Source organism: Cobetia sp. 29-18-1 (assembly GCF_029846405.1).
Taxonomy (GTDB): domain Bacteria; phylum Pseudomonadota; class Gammaproteobacteria; order Pseudomonadales; family Halomonadaceae; genus Cobetia; species Cobetia amphilecti.
On the sequence record NZ_JARWKS010000014.1, the window covers coordinates 1 to 22,138 of the forward strand.

19 protein-coding genes are annotated in these 22,138 nt (G+C 62.6%); 14 read left to right on the forward strand and 5 right to left on the reverse strand.

All coding sequences use genetic code 11. The features are described 5' to 3' along the window. The first annotated feature begins 161 nt into the window (after nucleotides 1-161). The 3 genes from QD208_RS11635 to QD208_RS11645 all read left to right on the forward strand — a co-directional run bounded on the left by QD208_RS11635 (nucleotide 162) and on the right by QD208_RS11645 (nucleotide 2,764). Nucleotides 162-383 (forward strand): hypothetical protein, encoded by a 222-nt coding sequence (locus tag QD208_RS11635; RefSeq protein ID WP_043336619.1) that lies wholly within the window; start codon nucleotides 162-164, stop codon nucleotides 381-383. 301 nt (nucleotides 384-684) lie between these two features. Further along, the gene (locus QD208_RS11640; protein WP_279836896.1) at nucleotides 685-1,965 is read left to right on the forward strand and encodes a DNA cytosine methyltransferase; all 1,281 of its coding nucleotides are present in this window, start codon (nucleotides 685-687) and stop codon (nucleotides 1,963-1,965) included. After that, nucleotides 1,955-2,764, forward strand: coding sequence for a hypothetical protein (locus QD208_RS11645; RefSeq protein WP_279836897.1), 810 nt, complete (start codon nucleotides 1,955-1,957; stop codon nucleotides 2,762-2,764). Before QD208_RS11640 ends, QD208_RS11645 begins: the two co-directional genes overlap by 11 nt. Before the next feature lie 580 nt (nucleotides 2,765-3,344). Here QD208_RS11645 and QD208_RS11650 read toward each other — a convergent pair. Then, complete coding sequence (locus QD208_RS11650; RefSeq protein WP_107335246.1) at nucleotides 3,345-4,514, reverse strand: glycosyltransferase; 1,170 nt, start codon at nucleotides 4,512-4,514, stop codon at nucleotides 3,345-3,347. Between the two features lie 312 nt (nucleotides 4,515-4,826). Here QD208_RS11650 and QD208_RS11655 point away from each other — a divergent pair, with 312 nt between their 5' ends. After that, on the forward strand, nucleotides 4,827-5,768 hold the full coding sequence (locus QD208_RS11655) for a methyltransferase domain-containing protein (RefSeq protein WP_279836898.1): 942 nt from the start codon (nucleotides 4,827-4,829) through the stop codon (nucleotides 5,766-5,768). Nucleotides 5,769-5,848: 80 nt separating this feature from the next. Continuing rightward, the gene (locus QD208_RS11660) at nucleotides 5,849-6,904 is read left to right on the forward strand and encodes a methyltransferase (protein ID WP_279836899.1); all 1,056 of its coding nucleotides are present in this window, start codon (nucleotides 5,849-5,851) and stop codon (nucleotides 6,902-6,904) included. 45 nt (nucleotides 6,905-6,949) lie between these two features. Here QD208_RS11660 and QD208_RS11665 read toward each other — a convergent pair whose 3' ends face one another. After that, the gene (locus QD208_RS11665; RefSeq protein WP_279836900.1) at nucleotides 6,950-7,489 is read right to left on the reverse strand and encodes a GreA/GreB family elongation factor; all 540 of its coding nucleotides are present in this window, start codon (nucleotides 7,487-7,489) and stop codon (nucleotides 6,950-6,952) included. Between the two features lie 196 nt (nucleotides 7,490-7,685). Here QD208_RS11665 and QD208_RS11670 point away from each other — a divergent pair, with 196 nt between their 5' ends. From QD208_RS11670 to cysN, 6 genes are all read left to right on the forward strand, one after another. Beyond that, a complete protein-coding gene (locus tag QD208_RS11670; protein ID WP_279836901.1) occupies nucleotides 7,686-8,369 on the forward strand; it encodes a hypothetical protein in 684 nt (227 codons plus the stop codon). A 344-nt stretch (nucleotides 8,370-8,713) separates the two neighbouring features. Continuing rightward, nucleotides 8,714-9,352, forward strand: a complete 639-nt coding sequence (locus QD208_RS11675; protein ID WP_043337028.1) for an NUDIX domain-containing protein — start codon at nucleotides 8,714-8,716, stop codon at nucleotides 9,350-9,352. A 344-nt stretch (nucleotides 9,353-9,696) separates the two neighbouring features. After that, entirely contained in the window at nucleotides 9,697-10,143 is a 447-nt protein-coding gene (locus QD208_RS11680; RefSeq protein WP_043337025.1) for a DUF1249 domain-containing protein, read from the forward strand. A gap of 120 nt (nucleotides 10,144-10,263) precedes the next feature. Continuing rightward, a complete protein-coding gene (locus QD208_RS11685) occupies nucleotides 10,264-11,010 on the forward strand; it encodes a metallophosphoesterase (protein WP_192838500.1) in 747 nt (248 codons plus the stop codon). Nucleotides 11,011-11,346: 336 nt separating this feature from the next. After that, nucleotides 11,347-12,258, forward strand: coding sequence for a sulfate adenylyltransferase subunit CysD (cysD, locus tag QD208_RS11690; protein WP_054557074.1), 912 nt, complete (start codon nucleotides 11,347-11,349; stop codon nucleotides 12,256-12,258). 158 nt (nucleotides 12,259-12,416) lie between these two features. Beyond that, nucleotides 12,417-13,868, forward strand: a complete 1,452-nt coding sequence (gene cysN / locus QD208_RS11695) for a sulfate adenylyltransferase subunit CysN (RefSeq protein WP_213113883.1) — start codon at nucleotides 12,417-12,419, stop codon at nucleotides 13,866-13,868. A 165-nt stretch (nucleotides 13,869-14,033) separates the two neighbouring features. Here cysN and QD208_RS11700 read toward each other — a convergent pair whose 3' ends face one another. Beyond that, a complete protein-coding gene (locus QD208_RS11700; protein WP_279836903.1) occupies nucleotides 14,034-15,251 on the reverse strand; it encodes a globin domain-containing protein in 1,218 nt (405 codons plus the stop codon). A 193-nt stretch (nucleotides 15,252-15,444) separates the two neighbouring features. On the opposite strand from QD208_RS11700, the gene norR reads away from it, so the two are divergent. Continuing rightward, on the forward strand, nucleotides 15,445-17,226 hold the full coding sequence (gene norR / locus QD208_RS11705) for a nitric oxide reductase transcriptional regulator NorR (RefSeq protein ID WP_279836904.1): 1,782 nt from the start codon (nucleotides 15,445-15,447) through the stop codon (nucleotides 17,224-17,226). 165 nt (nucleotides 17,227-17,391) lie between these two features. On the opposite strand, the gene cmoB is transcribed toward norR, so the two are convergent. Continuing rightward, nucleotides 17,392-18,420, reverse strand: a complete 1,029-nt coding sequence (gene cmoB, locus QD208_RS11710; RefSeq protein ID WP_279831161.1) for a tRNA 5-methoxyuridine(34)/uridine 5-oxyacetic acid(34) synthase CmoB — start codon at nucleotides 18,418-18,420, stop codon at nucleotides 17,392-17,394. 31 nt (nucleotides 18,421-18,451) lie between these two features. Then, nucleotides 18,452-19,198 (reverse strand): carboxy-S-adenosyl-L-methionine synthase CmoA, encoded by a 747-nt coding sequence (cmoA, locus tag QD208_RS11715; RefSeq protein WP_043335167.1) that lies wholly within the window; start codon nucleotides 19,196-19,198, stop codon nucleotides 18,452-18,454. A gap of 204 nt (nucleotides 19,199-19,402) precedes the next feature. On the opposite strand from cmoA, the gene pgi reads away from it, so the two are divergent. Together pgi and QD208_RS11725 are read left to right on the forward strand one after the other, a co-directional pair. After that, a complete protein-coding gene (gene pgi / locus QD208_RS11720) occupies nucleotides 19,403-21,106 on the forward strand; it encodes a glucose-6-phosphate isomerase (RefSeq protein WP_107335238.1) in 1,704 nt (567 codons plus the stop codon). Nucleotides 21,107-21,377: 271 nt separating this feature from the next. Further along, nucleotides 21,378-22,130, forward strand: coding sequence for a YqiA/YcfP family alpha/beta fold hydrolase (locus tag QD208_RS11725; protein ID WP_233593451.1), 753 nt, complete (start codon nucleotides 21,378-21,380; stop codon nucleotides 22,128-22,130). The last annotated feature ends 8 nt before the right edge of the window (nucleotides 22,131-22,138 follow it).

The window sequence follows — 22,138 nt, forward strand, 5'->3', positions numbered from 1 at the left end:
TGATGATCGAGTGCGATGGCTGGCGTGGTGTCTCGCGGGGCGTGAGCGTCAGCGCAACCCTGCAGGGGCGTGCCCTGAGCGTGCGCCAGTCTATCGAGCTGCAGAGATTCCATCTGTGATGGCGTCGTGTGGTATCAGTTCAAACAAAGGAGGGGGATAGCATGGCCAATCCATATCGCCGCCTGCTGGCGTTGCTGCCGACCACGCCGCGCCAGGTAGGCGAGGTGATCAGCGTCAGCGGCTCGCGCGTTCGCGTGGATCTGGTAGGGGGTGGGGTGCGCACCTGCCAGGGCGATGCCCAGGTGGGTGGCATGGTCTACGTGGAGGGCGACCAGATCACTGGCGTGGCGCCGAGCCTGCCGGTGGTGGTGGTCGAGGTGTGAGAACAATTTTCTCGCTGGTGACCTGCCTACAAACTCGTTCTCAGAGCCCAAGTCCTGTGTTTCATACGACAGCGGTCACGCGCAGAATTCTCTTTGCGCCTCAAGGCTCGTGGCTTGAGTAGAATGATGTGAGTCGGTGGAGCACTACGCTAATCTGTTGGCGAGTGACTATGACTGCATTGATGTGAAGGGATTGGTATAGTTCCGGACCTATACGAAACGAATATGCCCCAACGCGGGCTATCGGCTGCATCGCCACGTAGCGCGATGGCCGCAGAATTAAGAGTGAGCCCTCGGATCGATGAAGAATTCTAGTAAACGCCCTATCGGCATCGACCTGTTCGCCGGTGCAGGGGGCATGTCTCTTGGCTTCGAGCAAGCCGGTTTCGACGTTGCCGCTGCCGTTGAGATTGACCCTATCCATTGTGCAATCCACGAGTATAACTTCCCCCACTCGAAAGCGATCTGCGCCAGTGTCGTTGATATGACCGGCGATGAGATCCGAAAGCGTGCCGAGATCGGGGCTCGAGAGATCGATGTCGTCTTCGGTGGCGCTCCTTGCCAAGGGTTTTCAATGATTGGCAAGAGAGTGCTCGATGATCCCCGGAACCTGCTGGCTTCGCACTACGTCCGCTTGGTCGAGGAGCTCAAGCCGAAATACTGCGTCTTCGAAAACGTTAAAGGGCTCACTCTAGGGAAGCACCGTAAGTTCCTAGATGAAATGATCTCAGCACTGGACGATGCAGGCTACGATGTCGTCATGCCCTATGAGGTATTGAATGCCTCGGATTACGGTGTTCCTCAGTCTCGCCAGCGCTTGTTTTTGCTAGGTGCACGCAAAGGCTTGTTGGCACCAACCTATCCGGAGCCGCTGGAGGTAAGAACCACCGTCTGGGATGCCATAGGCGACCTGCCTGATGCCAACAGCTTCGAGGATCTGAAAACCAAGGATGTAGTGCGTACCGAATGGACAACAGCATCGATATATGGGCGTCGTCTTAGGGGACTTGAGCGCGATCCGAATGACTACAGCTATCCGCGTATTTACGATCCTGCCCTGCTGTCGTCGAGTTTGCGCACGGAGCATACCGATCTCTCGAAGAGCCGCTTCTCCTCCACGGAACCAGGTAAGACCGAGCCCGTCAGCCGGTTTCGGAAGCTTGCCCCAGACGGGCTCTGCAATACACTGCGCGCCGGAACGGATAGCGCTCGCGGCGCATTTACTTCGCCTCGTCCGATTCACCCAAGTATCGCTCGCGTAATCACCGTGCGTGAAGCGGCGCGCTTGCATTCGTTCCCGGACTGGTTCCGCCTGCATTCGACCAAATGGCACGGTTTTCGTCAAATTGGCAACAGTGTTCCCCCGTTGCTCGGGCGAGCGGTTGCCGGACAAATTATGCAAGCACTGGGGGAAACTCCGAAGAAGCCTAGGAAGAAGCTCGAGCTCAACGAAACTGAATTCCTCTACATGGATATGGGTGATGCCGCCGCGTACTTCGATGTACCGCATGACACCATCGCTCAAAGAACGCGCAAGGGCACACCAAAGAAGGTGATAAGGGATCAAACCGATGTCGGGTAAGAAGAAAGGAAGCAAGCCAAATCGCTATGTTGCGATCATCCAGCGTATCTTCGACGACCACTACGTGGCAGGTATAACGGAGTTCGAGTTTGAGAGGGTCGAAGCGGGGGCTGTTGCCGCGGACCTGGGTATCACGCTTCCGAGTAACGTTGGCGACATCTTCTACTCGTTTCGGTATAGGTACGAGCTCCCTGATGCGATTAAATCCACAGCGGCGCCGGGCTTGGAATGGATTATTGAAGGCGCTGGCGTCGCCAGGTATCGCTTCAAGCAAGTGAAACTTAGCCGGATTGTCCCACGCGAAGATCTCGTGACGGTCAAAATTCCCGACGCCACCCCAGAAATCATAGGCGTCAACGCGCTGGGCGATGAGCAGGGGTTGTTAGCTAAGGTTCGCTACAACCGGTTGATCGACATTTTTCTAGGTATCGCTGCTTACTCGCTTCAGAACCATTTGCGCACTACCGTAAAAGGGCTCGGCCAGATCGAGATCGACGAGATCTATGTAGGTGTGAATAGCAACGGGCAGCAATATGTCATTCCCGTTCAGGCCAAGGGCGGCAAGGATAAACATGGTTCTACCCAGACCGAACAGGATATGCGTTGCTGTGTGGAAAAGTTTCCAGACTTGATCTGCCGTGCCGTCTCCGTGCAGTTTATGGAAGACAGCCGCATTGCCATGTTCGAGTTGATCGTTGAGGATGACGAGATCAAGGTCGTACGCGAGAAGCATTATAGGCTCGTGCCATCGAGCGAAATTCTATCCACCGATCTTGATATCTACGCCAGGATGGAATGAGTTTCCGCTGCAGCTGGCGGATATTTGCTTGCAGTTTGGTTGCGATACGCGGCCAAGCTGCATGCGGATCAAAGTATGTGCAGAGGCATGACTTACCGATGTGCCAGTTTTGGTTAAAGGGGAGGCCCAGCTCAGCATCAATCGTCGTGTATGGTGACGTGTATGGTGAAAGAGGAAATCGTAATCCGTGCCTTTAATGGTGGGGCTATACGACTCCTGCAGGGGGCGCCAGCAATCCCACCTTCTGGACGTCGTCTGTCCTGCCTTCTGCGTCATCGCCTTATCACTTCTCAGTACCGTGCCCTGCGTGGCTTGCTCCTTGCTGTGAGCAGCGCCCCTCCTGGCTTCAGGCCCGGAGTAAGAACTGCCGCACTTGATCTTCCTATCCGATTACTCGATCAACCATGTCTTGGCTCTTGGTCTGGACATCGCATCGTCGTGTCTGACGATTGTCTTTTCACTCAATCGTATTGTCAGCCAATCGTCTTGCCAGCCAATCGTCCTGCCAGTTCAGCGTCGCAGGAAGGCGAAAGAACAAGCCCTGCAAGAGAGTCTCTCGATAAACGCAGGGCTTTGGGTGTCAGCGGGAGTCTGATGTCACGGCATCAGTGGGCAGGGACAGAAACTCCTGCATGATGCGGGTATCGCGGAAGCGTTCGATCAGCTCCGGATCCGAGTCGAGTGCCGGCGGGTTGGCGAGACCTTCACGAATCTTGGCTGCCAGCGCCTCGATGGAGTCTTCGGAGATCAGGCGCGCCTGATCATGGATCAAGACATTGCGAATGCCGCCGGGGACATCCGGTGCCACGCACGGCGTGCCACAGCACATGCTCTCCACCAGCACGATGCCGAAGGCCTCACTGCGTGAACTGAGCACGAACAGACGGGCGTGCTTCATCCACGGGTAGGGGTTCAGGCGGCTACCGATCAGGTGGACCCTGTCGCCGACGCCCAGCTCGCGGATCAGTGCTTCGGTGGCTTCCCGCTTGGGGCCATCGCCGACGATGACGAGGTCTTCCTCGATGCCTGAGGCGAGGTATGCCTTGATCAGCACATCCTGACGCTTGACGTCCGAGAGACGACACACCTGCACCACGTAAGGGCGGGAGGGCAGTTCCACCTCTTCCTCTGCCATGGCGGCGATGGCATCCAGATCACAGACATTGCCGATGGTCGCGAGTCTCGCCGCCTTGATCCCGTGATGGTCCAGCAGGCTTTCCAGTTGCTGGCGCACATTGTCGGTGTTGCACACGACCTGTTTGCCGCTATACAGGCGGCTCAACAGGAAACGTTGCCGCCAGCCCTCTTTCAGGTCGCCGGGCCATGACACCGCCACCTGCCACAGGCGAGGGTCCCGCCACGACCAGAAGGTCTCGAAGGCGCCCTGGCCGCGCGTGATGACCCGATCGATCGGGCCGTGTTCCTTCTCCAGGCGCGCGATGAAACGGCGCAGATAGTGGCCGCCGTAATAGCCTCGCCAGACGTATCCTGAGCCCTTGATCCACGGAGCCAGCAGCAGGCGGGTGAACAGGTCGTAGAACAGGCCGATGCCCGTCTTGCGAAATGCCTTGTCGAAGTCGACCTGATGAAGGTGCACGCCGGCATCCGGGACGAGTTCCAGTTCGCCTTTCAGTACCAGTACATGGACCTCATGCCCTTCGCGGTGCAAGACATTGGCGAGATTGACGGTATTGCGTTGGATGCCGCCGATGTTGAGCTTGCGGACGATTAGCAGGACGCGTTGTTTCATGGCTGAGGTCTATGTCGGAAGTGGAGTCGATGTGCACAAGTCAGTCACGTTGAAGCCTTGGCTGCTCAAGTCGATCAAGTGTCGGTCTTTCTCTGCCCCATGACCTCTTTCCTCGCCATGTGCCGTTCCTTGGCCCCTCGATGCAGGCGCCATTCTACGCCGATCCATTTGGCGGAGGAAATGCGTGGCGGCGGGCCGTCAGCGGCATCAGTGGGCGGTTCATCCGCACCGAGAAGTGCCTTTGGCGAGTGAGTGAGGCATTATCTGCACCATCGCTTCGTCAGTTCTTTCTCCTTCGCCAAGATATTCTCCATGCCTGAGCCGAAAACCTCGTCCCGCGCTGGCGCCTCTCGCGTTCGCCGTGCCACCGCTGATCGTCATTTCGACGGTCTGGCCGACAAGTTCGAACGTGGTTTCTACACCACGGAGCGCGGCCGTGTTCGTCTTGCGCTGACCCAGCGTCTGATGGATGAGAGTTTCTCGCACCTGCCGCCTTCCCCTGTACTGGAAATCGGTGCGGGGCTCGGGCAGACCGCTCACTGGTGGCTCACGCGTGGGCACCACCTCACGCTGGTCGAACCCTCTGGCGAGATGCGTGAGCGCGCGAAACGCTTCCTGAGCACTGCCGCGCCGCAAGGCCAGGGGCTGTCCGCTGGTTCGACGGCTGACCCATCCCAGACGGCTCAGGCGGCGTCAGATCCGCAAGTGCCTGGTCAAACCGACGCGCTGTCGAATGATGAGCCGTTCGCTGGGCGACTGCTCTGGGAGGGGCTTGATCTGCAGGGCTTCGCCGCCGCGACTGACCAGCAGTGGCCGGTGGTGGTGTGCCACGCCGTGCTGGAGTGGCTGGTCGACCCCCATGAGGGGTTTGCATTGCTCGCGAAGTTGCTGGCGCCCGGTGGCGTCATGTCGCTGAGTGTTTTCAATCGCGATGCGCTGGCGTTTTCCAATGTCAGCAAGGGCAATTTCGACAAGGTGCTGGAAGGGCGCCTGGCAGGCTGGGGCACTGGCAAGCGCTTGACGCCCATCTCACCGCTGCGTGATGGCGAGATACGCCAGTGGGCCGCGGAGGCGGGGCTTGAAGTGCGTGAGCTGACCGGGCTGCGCGTCTTCCACGACTATCTGCGCTCACGCGACCCGCTGAGCGAGGCTGATATGCAGAAAATGCTGGCGCTCGAGTGTCAGCACTGGCGCACGCCCCCCTTCGTCTATCTGGGCCGCTATCTGCACTATGAGCTGGTGCGCCCGGCCTGAGGCGGCCCCGCACAACCGCATTGTTTCGATATCCGGCGCTCTCGCCGTTGTCCGTATCTTCCTACCCTGTTGGAGTCTTCATGTCTGCTCAAACCCCCGCCTGTCAGCTGCTCGAGCGTCAGGACAGTGATTTCCGTGATTGGCTGTGGGTCGCTGCGCCGCGTGATGACTGGTGGCTGTCATCGGACCGTCAGCGGCGTGTCTGGGGGCATGACACCGGTATCGTGAATGCCGCGCGGGAAGCCGGGCACCGGGTCAGCCATGCGGTGTCCTTCGCCGATGCGCGAGCTGACGACACCATCGCGCAAGCCGTGGGCGCCATCGTGTTCTGGCCCAAGGCGCACGCGCTGGGCGAATGGTGGCTGGTGGCGCTGTGTCAGGTGTTGCCGGCCGGTACGCCGATCAAGGTGGTGGGCGAGGTCAACGGTGGCATCAAGCGCGCTGAGCGCATCCTCAAGGCGCTGGGAATGACGGCGCGTAAGGACGATACCGCGCGCCGTTGCCAGTTATGGTCATCTGCCACGCGTGAGTTGACGGCCGAACAGGCCGCCAACAGTGAATCGCCACTGGCAGTGGCTGGGCAATGGACAGAAGGCTGGGGCGAATTCGAGGCGCTGGAGATGCGACTGACCAGTCATCCGGGACTGTATGGCAATGCCAAGCTGGACCCGGGGACTGCGCTGCTGCTGGAAAACCTGCCGACCCGTGGCTACAAACGCGCGCTGGATATCGGGGCGGGTGACGGCATCATCAGCTGCTGGCTGGCGCGCCACGGGGCGCGCGTGATGGCAGGCGACGTCAGTGCCTTCGCGGTGGAGGCGTCCCGTCGCAGCCTGGCGCTCAACGGGCTTGAGGCGGACGTACGCCTGAGTGATGTGTTCGCGGCGTTCGAGGGGGAGCGGTTCGAGGCCATCGTGGCCAATCCGCCGTTCCATCATGAGCGCGATATCGATTACGGACCGGCGGCGCGCCTGATCAGCCAGGCACCGGATCACCTGATGCCCGGCGGCACCCTGACGCTGGTCGCCAATGCCTTCCTGCCGTATCCCGATCTGTTGCAGGCGGCCTTCGGCGAGTTTGAAGTGCTCGCGGAAACGCGCCAGTTCAAGGTCTATCGTGCACGCAAGGCGCGCTGATTCCCTGCGTCCTGAGCCTCTGCAGCCTGATGCCCAGCTCGCCGCTTACGCCTCCGACGACTGATAGCGGATGGCCGTGATGATGTAGGTCGTCTCGCCACCCGGCGCAGCTACGCTCACCTCGTCATCCAGCCCCTTGCCCAGCAATGCCTGGGCAAGGGGCGCATCGACGCTGATCCAGCGGCGCGGATTGTCGGTCTCATCAGGGCCGACGATGCGGATCTCCATCTCCTCTCCCTGCTCGTCCTCCAGCGTCACGAAGGCCGCGAAATAGACGCGCTCCAGATCCGCGGGCAGGCGATCGACCACCGTCAGCTCATCCAGGCGTTTCTCCAGATAGGCGATCTTGGCGATGGTCTGATTGAGCGCCTTCTTGTTGTAGGTGTAATCCGCATTCTCGCTGCGATCCCCCATGGCGGCGGCCTCGCCCGTCTTGCGCGAAAGCTCCGGGCGCCTCACGCGCCTCAGGTGGTCGGCCAGCCCCTTCATCTTCGCGTGGCCTTGCGGGGTAATCACGTTGCTCTTCTTTTCCTGGCGCGGGTCCGTCTTGGGGTCGCGCCAGCGTGTCATGTTGCGACCTTGCATGGTCTGCTCCGCTGGTTCTGTGGGTAAGGCTCAAGGCGTCGTGTGTGATGTTCGCTAGCGTTGAGACCTGCGACCAAGGGTGATTGGCGGCCGATTCAAACGTTCGTTACAGTCAGTGTGTGCTCGCCGGAACACTTGCACGTCACCCATGCCGAATCTGCCAACAATAACGAAAATCAGGGAGCTGTCCATGCCCATGCTGCCATCTTCACACCCGTCTTTTCGTGTCATATCCCGTTGCTGTCGCGTATTGCTCTCCGGGGGCATGGCGCTGGGCATCACGCTGGCCGGCATGACCGGAGTCCATGCTGCCCCGGGCGATGATGACGTCTTCCCGCTCTCCAAGCGCTGGGCGCAGATCAATTATCAGGTCTCCGGTGATGCTCAGGAAAAGGGCATGGAGGCCCTGGGCAAGGAGGTGCGGGCGCTGGCGGATCAGTATCCGGGCAATGCCCATGTGCTGACATGGGAAGGCATCATTCTGGCCTCATGGGCCAAGGCGCGCGGTGGCCTTGGAGCGCTGGATCTGGCCAAGGAAGCCAAGGCCACGCTCGAGAAGGCGATCTCGCTCGACCCCAAGGGCGACAATGCCTCCGCCTATGTGACGCTTGGCGCGCTCTATGACAAGGCGCCCGGCTGGCCGGTGGGCTTCGGGGATGATGAGAAGGCGGGAGAAGTGCTACGCAAGGGGCTTGAGGTCAACCCGACGGGCATGGATACCAATTATTATTACGCCGATTATCTGGCCTCAGAAGGCCGAGATGAGGAAGCGCTCAAGCATGCGCGCCTCGCTCAGGACGGGCCGCCGCGTCCCAACCGTGAGCTGGCCGATCAGGAATTGCAGAAAGAGATCGCCGCGCTGATCAAGCGTCTGCAGTGAGTCTCTGGCACCCGTATCGCTTGCATGGCTGTCAGAAGCGGAGACTGGCTGGAGCGACATCAGTGAGCCCTGCAAGTGAACGGCAGCGCTGGCGTCAGGCGCTGTTCTAACAGCCTCGAATGAATTCCCGATTCCCTGAACGACTGAGTCCTTGAGCCCCACGGCCCGAGCGGAGATCCCGCTCGGGCCGTGTCGTTTATCGCTCTGCGGGTGATAAGTCGCCCAGGTGTCTTCAGATGGCGCTGATGGCTGACTCGGCGCGGCGCAACTAACAAGTTTGCAGGTGACGGGCTGGCCTGTCTCGCGGCAGGACAGGATAATGCCTGCTCAGCCAAGGAGGATGCATGAGCGAGCAACAAGAGCACGTCGCAGGGCAACAGGCCTTCGCACATGATGATGTCGAACTGGTCGAGGCCAGGGTGTTGCAGGACGGCTTCTTTCGCCTCGAGCAGCGCGAATTCCGCCACCAGCGTTTCAACGGTGGCTGGAGCGATGTGATCCATCGCGAGGTGCATGTCCGTCACGATGCGGTAGGCGTATTGCCTTATGACCCGGTCAACGACCGCGTGGTCTTCGTCGAGCAGATTCGCGCCGGCATGCTGGAAGATGCACGCACGCCCTGGAGTCTGGAGCCGATTGCAGGGCTGGTGGACAAGGACGAACAGGCCCATGAGGTCGCGCGCCGTGAGGCGATCGAGGAGGCGGGGTGTGAGCTGACCGACCTGATCGAACTGTACCGCTACTATCCGAGCCCCGGCGCCTGTACCGAGGAGGTCACGCTGTTCATCGGTCTGTGTGACAGCAGTGGGCTGGGTGGCGTGCATGGTCTGGCCGAGGAGAATGAAGACATCCGTGTGCATGTGCTCGATTTCCAGGCGGCCCTCACGCTGCTGGAACAAGGGCGGTTGGGCAACGCGATGGCCATCATGGCCATGCAATGGCTGCTGCGTGAACGTGCCTCGTTGCGCGTCATGCATGCCTGAGGCAGTGAAGGCGAAGCTTGGCAATCCCCCGTGTCTCACGCAGGCTTCCTCAACCTGCGCGTCAGAGCTGCTATTCTAGAGGCTTGCTGAAAACCGGCAGCCAGCAATGATCACTGTCTGCGCCAGTGTCCGTATCAGTCTCGGTTTTCGTCTCAGCTTCAGTCCCGAGAGCTGGACTCGAGAGTCGATAGCCGAGAGTTGATAACCGAGAGCTGATCGCCGACAGCCTGAGCGCTGGCGCAGCGCTTGATTTATCGTCCGTTGCCCGCATCTTGCCTCGCACGATAGCGGGCGTGCTTTGACAGACAACATGCAATGTTCTGAGATTCGCAAGGAGATCGCCCATGCAGGTCAAGAAAGCCTATGTGGCTGACCTAAAAGCACTCCATGCCGAGTGCGGGTCCAATTATCTGCGCCTCACGCGCATCCTCGGCAAGGCCGAGGCCGGTGACAGCTTCGCCTTCCCGCTGGCGGGCAATCAGGGCCACTTCGGCACGCTGCTGCTCGAGGTGGTCGAATGCGCGCCCTATACCACCATGGTCACGGTCGCCCAGACCGGCGTGCTGGACCACATCATCGATTCGCCGCGCATGAGTGTGCACCTGTACCACGATGTGCGCATGGCGGAGGTCACCGACTTTCAGCGCCAGCGTCACTTCTCAGGGCGCAATCGTTACCCGAATCCGCGCATGCACCAGCCGGACGAAAAGCTTCAGCTCAATCGCTTTCTCGGCGAATGGCTGACCCATGCCCGCGCCTTCGGGCAGGCGGATGTGCCGGAGTTGCCGTGACGCTCAAGGCTGGCATGGCGCACAGGCGCTGACACCCGATGGATTTCCCGTCTTGATTGACAGAACCGCGATGGCCCGGCCGTCGCGGTTCTGTTCATTTCCCTGCTGCTCGAGAGACCGATGCGACTGATTCAGATAAGTGATTGCCATCTGCGCGCCGACCCTGATGCGCGTTCACGGCTGGGCTTCCCCTGGCGTCAGCTGGAGGCGGTGATGGCGCATGCCTCGCGCCTGCGGCCTGATATCCTGCTGGTGACCGGTGATGTCAGCCAGGATGAGAGCCCTGCCTCCTATCGCATGGCGGCAGAGCTGTTCGATGGCCTGGGCTGCCCCTGGTTCTGGTTCGCGGGCAACCACGATCACCCTGAATTCATGCAGGAGCTGCGTCCCTTCCATCACGAGCTGGATCTGGGCGACTGGCGACTGCTGTGTCTGGATTCGCGCGTCACCGGGCAGGCGGGGGGAGAGCTTGGCGAGGAGCAGTTGAGCGAGCTTGCGCAGTCACTGGCGCTTTCCGTCGAGCTGGACCCGCGCCCGATCCTGCTGGCCATGCATCATCATCCGCTGCCGATCGGCTCGGACTGGATGGATGCACTGGGCCTTGCCGACCGCGATGCGCTGTGGGAAACGTTGCGCCCGTACCCGCAGGTGCGGGCCGTGCTGTGTGGGCATATCCATCAGGCCTTCACGCAACTCATGCCGTGTGGGCAAGGCAGTGTGGCCGTCTATGGCGTTCCCTCCACCTCCGATCAGTTCGCTCCGCTCAGCCATGATTTCGCCGTGGATGAGGCGGCGCGCCCCGGCCTGCGCGTGGTGGATCTCGATGGCGAGCATCTCGAGACCTGGGTGGAGCGGGTCACGCTCTAGCCAGGTTCGCAAGGAAGGGCGGGCAAGCTCGCCCCATGCACTGGCGCTGCCTCGGCGTCAGCATGAATGTTCTGGGCGTCAGCGATAATGCCCTGGGCGTCAGCATGAATGCCCTCGGTGTCATCAGTGCGGTGCAAGGCCCACAGGTATCAGGTATGCCTTTTTGGTCTTAAAAGATAGTTTCTGATTCTTTGACGTTATCAAGGCGGGGCGAGTACCGTGTAACCATTCGGCGTGCTCCCTCGGGGCATCCATCTGTCGCTGACAGAGCGCGCCACTGACTTCACGGGCCGCCTCTCGGGGCGTGTCCCAACGCTCACGAGGTTGCCGCACGCGATGCTTACCCCCGAACGTCAGACCCACCTCAAGCAGCTTGAGGCCGAATCCATTCACATCATCCGTGAAGTGGCAGCGGAATTTGCCAATCCGGTCATGCTGTACTCCATCGGCAAGGATTCCGCCGTCATGCTGCACCTGGCGCGCAAGGCCTTTGCGCCGGGCGTGCCGCCGTTCCCGCTGATGCACGTCAACACCACCTGGAAATTCCAGGAAATGATCAAGTTCCGCGACGAGATGGCCGCGGAAGTCGGCATGGAGTTGATCGAGCACATCAACCAGGAAGGCGTCGAGGCGGGCATCAACCCGTTCGATCACGGCAGTGCCAAGTACACCGACATCATGAAGACCGCCGGTCTCAAGCAGGCACTCGACAAGCACGGCTTCGATGCCGCCTTCGGTGGCGCACGTCGTGATGAGGAAGCCTCGCGGGCCAAGGAGCGTGTCTACTCCTTCCGTGATCAGTACCACCGTTGGGACCCCAAGAATCAGCGTCCGGAGCTGTGGAACATCTACAACTCCAAGATCAACAAGGGTGAGTCCATCCGCGTCTTCCCGCTCTCCAACTGGACCGAGCTGGACATCTGGCAGTACATCTATCTCGAGTCCATCAAGATCGTGCCGCTTTACTACTCCGCCGTGCGTCCGGTGGTGAAGCGTGACGGCCTCGACATCATGGTCGACGACGACCGTCTGCCGCTCAAGGAAGGCGAAGTGCCGGAAATGAAGTCCGTGCGCTTCCGTACCCTGGGTTGCTACCCGCTGACCGGCGCCGTGGAATCCACCGCCGCGACCCTGCCGGAAATCATCCAGGAAATGCTGCTGACGCGTACCAGTGAGCGCTCCGGTCGTGCCATCGATCACGACCAGGCAGGCTCGATGGAGAAGAAGAAGCGCGAAGGTTACTTCTAAGGTCGCCCCAGCACATTGCCTGCAGGCGCCGCCACGCGGCGCTTGATGACCCGAACGAACAATTCGCCTGATGAGACGGCTCGCAGCCTCACGAGACACTGGTTCGCGACACTGGCTCGCCACCTCATCAGGCCCATGACAGCGGCAAGGAGAAGAGTGTGTCCCACGCGTCAGACAAGATTTCCGCGGATATCGAAGCTTACCTGCAAGAACACGAGCGCAAGGACCTGCTGCGCTTCATCACCTGCGGTAGCGTCGATGATGGCAAGTCGACCCTGATCGGTCGTCTGCTGTTCGATTCCAAGCTGATCTATGAAGATCAACTGGCCTCCATCACCCAGGCCTCCAAGACCAGCGGCACCACCGGTGACGAGGTCGATCTGGCCCTGCTGGTCGATGGCCTGCAGTCCGAGCGTGAGCAGGGCATCACCATCGATGTCGCCTATCGCTTCTTCTCGACCGACAAGCGCAAGTTCATCATCGCCGACACGCCGGGGCACGAGCAGTACACCCGCAACATGGCCACTGGCGCCTCGTCCGCGAGCCTGGCGATCATCCTGATCGACGCGCGCTACGGCGTGCAGACCCAGACCCGTCGCCACAGCTTCATCGCCGACCTGCTGGGCATCCAGCACCTGGTGATCGCGGTCAACAAGATGGACCTGGTCGATTACTCCGAGACGCGCTTCAACGAGATCGTCGCCGAGTATCAGGAATTCGCCAACAAGCTGAATGCGCCGGACATCCGCTTCGTGCCGATGTCCGCGCTCAAGGGCGACAACGTCGTCAATCGCAGCCCGGCACTGGACTGGTACACCGTCGATGGCGAAGCGGGCCCGTCACTGCTTGAAGTGCTGGAAACCGTCGAGCTGACCCACGACCAGAACCTCAGCGATCTGCGCTTCCCGGTGCAGTACGTCAATCGTCCCAACCTCGATTTCCGCGGTTACTGCGGCACTTTGGCGGCCGGTGTCGTGCGTCCGGGTGACAGCGTCAAGGTGCTGCCGTCCGGCAAGACCTCGACCATCGAGCGCATCGTCACCTTCGATGGTGATCTCGAGATCGCCTATCCGGGGCAGGCCATCACTCTGACGCTCGACGATGAGATCGATATCTCGCGTGGCGACTGGCTGGTGGCGGCGGATGCCGAACTGCCGCTCTCCAATGCACTGGAAGCGGATGTCGTCTGGATGCACGAGAAGCCGCTGCAGCCGGGCCGTCAGTACGATATCAAGCTGGCGACCCGTGACCTGACCGGCCAGGTCAGCGCCATCGACTACCTCTACGACGTCAACACGCTGGAGCATCACGAGGGCGACAGTCTGGCGCTGAACGCCATCGGCCGCGTCCAGCTCGAGCTGACCCAGGCGGTGCCGGTGGATGACTACCGCTCAAGCCCGGGGACCGGCAGCTTCATCGTCATCGATCGTCTGAGCAACGTGACCGTCGGCGCGGGCATGATTCGCGGCGTGGGTCGCTCCGGCACCCAGGCCACCACCCAGCAGACCGATTGGGCCGCGTTTGAAGCCGACCTCAACGCGCTGGTGCGCAAGCACTTCCCGCACTGGGAAGCCCGCGACGTGCGCGAGCTGCTCGGCCGCACCAACTGATTCCATCCTGTAGCGACAGCAGAATGGAAGTCAGCGAGATACCAACAACAACGCTGGACACGCAATAACAACACGGCCTGCTGGAATGAAGCCGGAGAACGCAAAAGCCCCCATGGCCGCAAGGCGATGGGGGCTTTTTGCATGGCGCGGCTCACGCCTGGCGCATCAGGCGACAGCAGTGTCGATGGCGAGTGGGGCGGAGGGACCGAAATGCTCGTGATGACACTGGGCGAGCGGTACGCCGATACGGCTGAGGTGCTGGATCATGCTTTGCATGAAGCCATGCGGGCCGATCACGAAGGCCTGCAGCGACTCGGCGCTGGCACCGGTCGCGGCGATCTGCTGCGCCAGCCAGTCGCGCTCGATGATGCCCAATTGCGCATGGGCTGGCAGCGTCTCGGCCTGTTCGTAGCAGACCTGATAATGCAGCTGCCTTGGATACTGCGCGACCAGTGCCTTGAGGGTGGCGTCGAAGGCATGCACCTCGGGATTGCGCGCCGCATGCAGGTAGATCACCTGGCGGCCCGCCGCCAGCGCCGCCGTCAGCAGCGGCAGCATCGGTGTCTGGCCGACACCGGCCGACAGCAACAGCACCGGGGCATCGGCGCTCTGCGGGGCAGCATGCTCGAAGGTCAGCTCGCCGGCCGGCGGCAGCAGTTCGATCTCGTCACCTGCCTTCAGCGCATGCAGGTACTGGCTGGACTGGCCGTGGGCCTCACGCTTGACCGAGATGCGGCAGAAGCGCTCGTCCGGCGCGTGGGACAGGCTGTAATGGCGGTGGATCACGCCCTGCGGTGTCGTCAGGCGCATGCCGATGTACTGGCCCGGCAGGAAGGAGAACATCGGGCCTTCCACCGGCGCCAGGTACAGCGAGCGAATCTCGCGGCTCTCGTCCTGCGTGCGCACGATGCGGAAGCGGCGCAGCCCCTGCCAGCCGCCGCGGGTAGCGGCGAAGCTGTCGTAGCGGCCCTGCTCGGCGGCGATCAGCACAGCGGCCAGTTCCCCGTAGAGGGCGCCCCAGGCATCGGCGATCTCCGGCGTGACGGCGTCCCCCAGCACCTCACCGATGGCGGCCATCAGGCATTCGCCGACGATGGGGTAGTGTTCCGGCAGGATATTGAGCGAGACATGCTTGCTGACCACGGGCGCCAGCAGGCGGTCCACCGCCTCACGCGAGTGGCGGGCGCCGACATAGGCGAGTACGGCGCCGGCCAGCGCACGGGCCTGGCCGCCGCTGGCCTGGTGGGTCTGGTTGAACAGCGGCTTCACCTCGGGATAGCGCTCGAACATCAGCGGATAGAAGCGCGCCGTGATGGCATTGAGATGCTCGGCGACGACGGGAGCGGTGGCGGCGATCAGGTCTTCCTGGGCGTTGGTCAGCATGACGATACCTCTGATTGATGTCCCTCCCTCTATGGCAAGGGGCGTGCCAACTCTCGAGGCCAGTCGTCATGCGCCCTGCAGGCCTGTGATGTCAAAATGACATGGTCATGTGGCGTGTTCTAGTGACATCAAGCGTGTCATGATGACATCAATCTTCAGCCCTCTCACTCCCGATACCCGCAAGGATGACCGCATGCCCGATGCCCACTTGCCCCTGAACGATACGCCGGTCGCGGCCGTGAATGCCTGGCTCGCCGCCTGGTTGTCCCGCGAGGAGGGCGGCGAGCGGCGCGCGCTGCCATGGACGCGTCTGCTGGCCGCGATCATGCAGCAGCTGCCCGGTGAGGCGGCGACCCTGATGCGCTACCTGCCTGAGCGTGACGAGCTGTTGCCACTGGCCACCTACGGCCTGCCTGCCGAGGTGCGCGGGCGACGCTTCGCGCTGGCGGAGCACCCGCGGCTCAAGGCGATCGCCGAGCACACGGGGGTACATCGTTTCGCGTTGGACAGCGACCTGCCGGACCCCTTCGATGGCCTGCTGGGGGACGTGCATGGGCCGGATCTGCTGGTGCATGACTGCGCCGGTATCGCGCTGCGCGAGGGCGATACCCTGCTGGGGGTGATGACCTTCGATGCGCTGACGCCGGGGGTGCTGGCCCCGCTGGAATCGCTGTGCGCCTTTGCGAGTACGGACGAGCTGGCACTTCCGCTTCAGGAGTTGCAGTCCTGGTTGTCACTCCCCGCACACTGTCTGTCGCTGTCACTGCGACAGGAGTGGGCCGCGGGAGCCACGGTCGGCAGGTCAGGGCTTTCGGCACCGATGGTGGTGTCGCCGACAGGCATGGCGTCACAGAGCGCCATGGCCTGTCCGCAGCGTGGCCCGGCGATGGCCAGGCTCGAGGCGCAGCTGGAGGCGGTCGCCGATACCGAGATGACGGTGCTGGTGCAGGGCGAGACCGGCGTGGGCAAGGAGGGCGTGGTCCAGCGTCTGCATGACGCCTCTCGGCGGGCTGCGCGGCCGCTGGTACGCATCAACTGCGCCGCCTTGTCGCCGGACCTGGTCGAGAGTGCTCTGTTCGGGCATCGGCGTGGCGCCTTCTCGGGCGCGACCCATGATCACCGTGGCCACTTCGTGATGGCGGATGGCGGCACCCTGCTGCTGGATGAGATCGGCGAGCTGCCGCTGGCGCTGCAGCCCAAACTGCTGCGGGTGTTGCAGGAAGGCGAGCTGCAGCCGCTGGGCAGCGATCGCGTGGTCAAAGTCGATGTGCGCGTCATCGCGGCCACCAATCGTGATCTCGAGGCGGAGGTCGCCGCCGGGCATTTCCGTGAAGACCTCTATCACCGCCTGAGCGTCTATCCGCTCAGGGTGCCGCCGCTGCGTGAGCGCGGACGTGCGGACCTGCTGGCGTTGGCCGGCACCTTTCTTGAGCACAACCGTACGCGCCTCGGGCTGGGCAATCTGCGCCTGACGCCAGCGGCGGAGCGCCTGCTGTGCGAGTACCCCTGGCCCGGCAACGTGCGTGAGCTGGAGCACTGCCTGAGCCGCGCGGCCCTGCATGCCCGGCTCGCGCATGGTGCCCACTCGACTCGCCTGCGCGCCGATGGGCGCCAGCTGGTGGTTATAACGCTGGAACTGCTGGGGCTGGAGGTCAATACCGAGGTGTCACTTGAACGGGCCACCGGCGTGGCGCAGGAGGTTCAGGGCGCGCAGGTGGGGCTGGTGGGTCAGGCGGGAAGAGCGAGTCAGGCGGCGGAAGCGAGTCAGACAGGAGGAGCAAGCTCTGCACAGCGCACCGCCTGGCAGGACGGCGATGAGACGCTGGGACTGCGCGATGCCACCGAGGCGTTTCAGCGTGAGCACATCTCGCGGGTCTGGCAGGCGAGTGATCGCAACTGGGCGGAGGCGGCGCGCAGGCTCAAGGTCGATCGCGGCAACCTGTACCGGCAGGCGCAGCGTCTGGGAATTGTCTGAGGCGCGAGGCAGTGTCTGGGGCGAGATGAAGTGTCTGATATGAGAATACAAGAACGGCGATGCTCATGGAGCATCGCCGTTCTTGTATCTCTGCCGCCACCGGCCCTGGCGCGACGAGAAGTTCGTGTCTCGAACGCGCGTTCAGGCGCCCGCTCAGACGCCAGTTCAGGCGCGAGTGGCGATCAGTACCGCACGCCGCGGCGCCGGGTGGCCTTCGCGGGTCAGGCTCGGGTCAGCGGGATCGAGGAAGTCGCTCAGCGAGTGGTAGGTCATCCAGTCGGTGGCACGCTGCTCGTCCAGGGTGGTCACGGCTTCATCGACGATGCGCACGTCCTTGAAGCCGGCGCGCTCGCACCAGTGGGCCAGCGCCTGCGAGGAGGGCAGGAAGTAGACGTTGGGCATCGCGGCGTAGCGCTCGCCAGGCATCAGTACCGTCGTCACGTCACCTTCCACCACCAGGGTTTCCAGCACCAGTTCGCCGCCGGGACGCAGGGTGTCACGCAGCTGGAAGAGGTGGTCCATCGGCGAGGGGCGATGATAGAGCACGCCCATCGAGAATACGGTATCGAAGGCGCCCATCTTCGCTGGCACATCCTCGATGCCCACCGGCAGGAAGTGCAGGTTGCGGCCCTGGGGGTGGTCCGCGCCGATGAAGTGGCGCACGGCATGGAACTGGCAGTAGAAGCGCGGCGAAGGGTCGATCACCAGCGTGAAGGCCGCGCCTGCACCGACCATGCGCCAGCCGTGGTAGCCATTGCCGCCGCCGACATCCAGCACGCGGCGATGGGTGAGATCCGACAGGTGCGGCGCGAGACGCTGCCACTTCCAGTCGGAGCGCCATTCGGTGTCGATATGGATCTCGTCGAGCTGATAGGGGCCCTTGCGCCACGGCATCATCGCACGCAGCAGGTTCTCGCTCTGGCGCAGCTGGCCGCTAGTCAGGCCAGTCGGAAAGCGTGCACCGACCCGGTCGGCATCCAGCTGCACATCGCGCGCGTCGGGCAGGGCGGGCAGCTTTTCCAGCGCGCCATGCCAGGCCTTGAGGTCGGCGTGACGCTTGCGGTCCAGGCCATTGGCCAGTTGCTCGGGCAGGGCGCCCAGCCAGCGGGCGAAGCCGTCGCCGACGGCGCCTGGCTCACAGGCAAGCTCGGTGAAGGCGCGGTAAAGGTCGCGGTCATACGGGGAAATGCTCATGCGCTGGGTCGGGTCCGTGCAGGCGTAGCGGTCATTCGGCGGCTTTGAAGGCGACCATCGATGCGAAATTCAGGTATTGCAGCCAGGTGTGGCTGCGCTGGAAGCCGGCGCGCGCCAGGCGCTCGTGATGCGTGTTCAGGCTGTCGGGCTTCATCACGTCCTCGAGGGCCTCACGTTTCTGGGAGATTTCCAGATCGGAGTAGCCGTTGGCGCGCTTGAAGTCATGATACCGTTCGATCAGCCAGGCATTCTCGACCGGATCATCGCTGATGATCTTCTCGGAGAGGATCAGCACGCCGCCGGGTTCCAGCGCCGCGAACAGCTTGTCGATCACGGCGTCGCGGTCTTCCGGCGGCAGGAACTGCAGCGTCAGATTGACCACGATCATGCCGGCCGGCTGATAGTCGAGGGTGCGAATGTCGGCTTCGGTGACGTTGATGCGATGGTCGGGGAAGGCCTCGGCGAGTTCGCGGCTGGCGCGCTCGACCATCGGTCTGGACAGATCGACGGCTTCGATCTCGATATCCTCGGCGGCCATCTCGCGGGCCAGCGCCATGCTGGCAGCGCCCAGTGAGCAGCCCAGATCATAGACCCGCGCACCGGGGCGCAGGTGAGCGCGGGCCATCAGGCCCAGCATGGCGATGATCTGACCGTAACCCGGCACCGAGCGGCGCAGCATGTCCGGAAAGCAGCTGACGACCTGCTCGTCGAAGGAGAAGCTGGCGACACGGTCAAGGGGTGTCGTAAATATCGCGTCACGGTAAGATGCATCACTCATGGATCAAGGCTTCATCGGGCAGTGGGCCAGGGCGACATGCCTGTGGCCGAGGACCGGCCGGGCAGAGCGCCCCGTCGGGCCCGCCATTCTACGCATTCGGCGCCCGTGACGCACCCGTCACGGCTGGCGGGTGATGCCTCCATCAATCGATTTCAGGCCGGGCCATGCAGGGCCGGTCATTACACTTCAAGGAGAGAGGTGGCCATGTCCACTCAATCAGCGGCACGTTCTGCGCGTCGTAATACCCAGGCCTGGCAGGCTCTCGCGCGCCATCATCAAGAGCAGATGGCCGATGTGCATCTGAAGGACCTGTTCGCCGAGGATGCGGCGCAAGGGCGTGACCGAGTGGCGACCTTCACACGCTCTGCCGCGGGGCTGCGTCTGGATCTCTCCAAGCAGCGCCTCAAGGGCGAGACCCTGGAGCTGCTGCTGGATCTGGCGCGCGAAACCGGCGTCGAGCAGGGCATCAAGCGCCTGCTGGCCGGTGAGCATGTCAATCGCTCCGAAGACCGTCCGGCGCTGCACGCCGCGCTGCGTCTGCCGCGCTCCGCCAGCCTCGAGGTGGACGGCGAGGATATCGTGCCGGCCATCCACGAGAGCCTCGAGCACCTGGCCGAGATGGTCGACACCTTCCACAGCGGCCAGTGGCGCGGCGCCACCGGCAAGCCGATCACCGATGTGGTCAACCTCGGTGTCGGTGGCTCGGACCTGGGCCCGCTGATGGTCTCCAGCGCCCTGAGCGATTGCCGTCCCAAGGACATCCACGAGATCGGCGTGCACTTCGCCTCGACCATGGATGGCTCCCAGCTGGCGGATTATCTGGAATCCTTCAGCCCGGAAACCACGCTGTTCATCCTGTCCTCCAAGTCATTCTCGACCATCGACACGCTGTCCAATGCCCGCACCGCGCGCGACTGGCTCAAATCACGCCTCGACCCGGAAGGGCGCCTCGAGGCGCTGATCAACCGCCAGCACTTCATCGGCGCTTCCGCCAAGCCGGAGAAGATGACCGAGTGGGGCATCGCACCGGAACATCAGCTGCTGTTCTGGGATTGGGTCGGCGGTCGCTATTCGCTGTGGGGCACCATCGGTCTGCCCATCGCGCTCAATGTCGGCATGGACAACTTCCGTCGCCTGCTGGCCGGGGCGCATGAGCTGGATGAGCACTTCCGCACCGCGCCGCTGGAAGACAACCTGCCGGTGCTGCTGGCGCTGGCCGGGATCTGGAACAACAACTTCCTCGACATCCGCGCCCACTCCATCCTGCCCTACGACGGTCGCCTGGAGTACTTCGCAAGCTACCTCGAGCAGCTGGAGATGGAATCCAATGGCAAGTCGGTGACCAACGATGGCGAGATGATCGACTACTCGACCTGTCCGGTGCTGTGGGGCCAGCTGGGGCCGAACGCCCAGCACGCCTTCTATCAGCTGCTGCACCAGGGCACCCAGGCGGTCGAGTGTGACTTCATCGCGCCGATGTGCCGTTATGACCATGTCGAGGACGCCGAGACACGCGCCCACCTCAAGGCACAGCACCGCCTGACGCTGGCCAACTGCTTCGCCCAGTCACGTGTGCTGATGCTGGGTGATGACGCCATCCCCGGTGATGAGGCGCAGCCGAACCACAAGCGCTACCGTGGCAATCAGCCGTCGACCACGCTGCTGCTGGAGACGCTCACACCGGAAACGCTGGGTGCGTTGATTGCGCTCTACGAGCAGAAGGTCTTCGTTCAGGCCACCATCTGGGATATCAACCCGTTCGATCAGTGGGGCGTGGAGCTGGGCAAGCAGATCGCCACCGCCACCGAAGCGACCATGACCACCGGCGAAGGCTTCGACACACTGGATGCCTCCAGCCGTGCGCTGATCGAAGCGGTGTGGGCAGCCCAGGATCAGGACCCGCGCTGAGCCCACGGCGGATGTGAGTGAGAGTGAGTGTGTGAGTGAGTGAGGGCATGCTGATATGCCATGCAAGACGAGCGGCGACGTCAGTCGTCGCTCTCTGTTGATTTATACAGTATTCTCGCTATCCTATAAGCGAATCAATCGTTTACACTAGACAGCACGACGCGGACCGTCGAAAACCCTGCTTCCAGCGTATCAACGCTTGAGAGATGCCCAGCCATCTTGGGGCGTGGGAGGGGAGGTTTCGCGGTCTGGCGTGTTGTCGGGAGTGCTGATGGCCAATTCCCCCTTTCCGTCAGATACGGCAGCGATGCACGCCACCGCGCCCGTCAAGGGTCTGCTGTATCTGCACGGCTTCAATTCGGCCAGTTGTTCGCCCAAGGCACGCTTGATGCAGCGCGCGGCAGAGCAGTTCGGCCTGCCGTGCGTGATGCCGGACATCCCCCCGGAGCCCGGCGCGGGTCAGGCGGCGGTCAACGCGGCCTATCTCACGTTGTGTGAGCGTCTGGCGCTGGACCCCGCAGACCCCGCCTGTGATGACGCCATCATGGTGATCGGCAGTTCCATGGGCGGCTTTCTGGCCACCTGGCTGGTCGCGCGTGAGGCCGCACGCCTCGAGGGGCCGGCAGGCCCTTCTCAGAGCGTCTGGCGTCAAGGGCCGCGCAGCGTGCTGATCAATCCGGCCGTGCGTCCCGCGCGACTGGTCAGCGAATGGCTCGGTTCGGTGCATGCCAACCCCTATACCGGCGTGACGTTCACCGTCACCGAGGATTTCGGGCCCGGGCTGCTCGCATTGGAAGCGGAACCGGTCACGGCGCAGCGCACCCTGGTGCTGTTGGCGACGGCCGATGAGACATTGGATGTCAATGATGCCGCAGGGCTCTATCAGGGAAGTCGCTTGATCATCACACCGGGTGGCGATCACGGCTTTGCGCAGCTGGCGGAATATCTGCCGGCGATCATGGCGCATGGCGGGCACCGGCTGGCCCCCGCCACCGCAGCGGCGATGCATGTCGCGCCGGACTAGCAGGTCAT

Bases quoted from the DNA above. Each gene is read 5' to 3' on its own strand.
- QD208_RS11635 (WP_043336619.1), top strand. From the start codon at position 162: ATGGCCAATCCATATCGCCGCCTGCTGGCGTTGCTGCCGACCACGCCG.
- QD208_RS11640 (WP_279836896.1), top strand. From the start codon at position 685: ATGAAGAATTCTAGTAAACGCCCTATCGGCATCGACCTGTTCGCCGGT.
- QD208_RS11645 (WP_279836897.1), top strand. From the start codon at position 1,955: ATGTCGGGTAAGAAGAAAGGAAGCAAGCCAAATCGCTATGTTGCGATC.
- QD208_RS11650 (WP_107335246.1), bottom strand. From the start codon at position 4,514: ATGAAACAACGCGTCCTGCTAATCGTCCGCAAGCTCAACATCGGCGGC.
- QD208_RS11655 (WP_279836898.1), top strand. From the start codon at position 4,827: ATGCCTGAGCCGAAAACCTCGTCCCGCGCTGGCGCCTCTCGCGTTCGC.
- QD208_RS11660 (WP_279836899.1), top strand. From the start codon at position 5,849: ATGTCTGCTCAAACCCCCGCCTGTCAGCTGCTCGAGCGTCAGGACAGT.
- QD208_RS11665 (WP_279836900.1), bottom strand. From the start codon at position 7,489: ATGCAAGGTCGCAACATGACACGCTGGCGCGACCCCAAGACGGACCCG.
- QD208_RS11670 (WP_279836901.1), top strand. From the start codon at position 7,686: ATGCTGCCATCTTCACACCCGTCTTTTCGTGTCATATCCCGTTGCTGT.
- QD208_RS11675 (WP_043337028.1), top strand. From the start codon at position 8,714: ATGAGCGAGCAACAAGAGCACGTCGCAGGGCAACAGGCCTTCGCACAT.
- QD208_RS11680 (WP_043337025.1), top strand. From the start codon at position 9,697: ATGCAGGTCAAGAAAGCCTATGTGGCTGACCTAAAAGCACTCCATGCC.
- QD208_RS11685 (WP_192838500.1), top strand. From the start codon at position 10,264: ATGCGACTGATTCAGATAAGTGATTGCCATCTGCGCGCCGACCCTGAT.
- cysD (WP_054557074.1), top strand. From the start codon at position 11,347: ATGCTTACCCCCGAACGTCAGACCCACCTCAAGCAGCTTGAGGCCGAA.
- QD208_RS11700 (WP_279836903.1), bottom strand. From the start codon at position 15,251: ATGCTGACCAACGCCCAGGAAGACCTGATCGCCGCCACCGCTCCCGTC.
- norR (WP_279836904.1), top strand. From the start codon at position 15,445: ATGCCCGATGCCCACTTGCCCCTGAACGATACGCCGGTCGCGGCCGTG.
- cmoB (WP_279831161.1), bottom strand. From the start codon at position 18,420: ATGAGCATTTCCCCGTATGACCGCGACCTTTACCGCGCCTTCACCGAG.
- cmoA (WP_043335167.1), bottom strand. From the start codon at position 19,198: ATGAGTGATGCATCTTACCGTGACGCGATATTTACGACACCCCTTGAC.
- pgi (WP_107335238.1), top strand. From the start codon at position 19,403: ATGTCCACTCAATCAGCGGCACGTTCTGCGCGTCGTAATACCCAGGCC.
- QD208_RS11725 (WP_233593451.1), top strand. From the start codon at position 21,378: ATGGCCAATTCCCCCTTTCCGTCAGATACGGCAGCGATGCACGCCACC.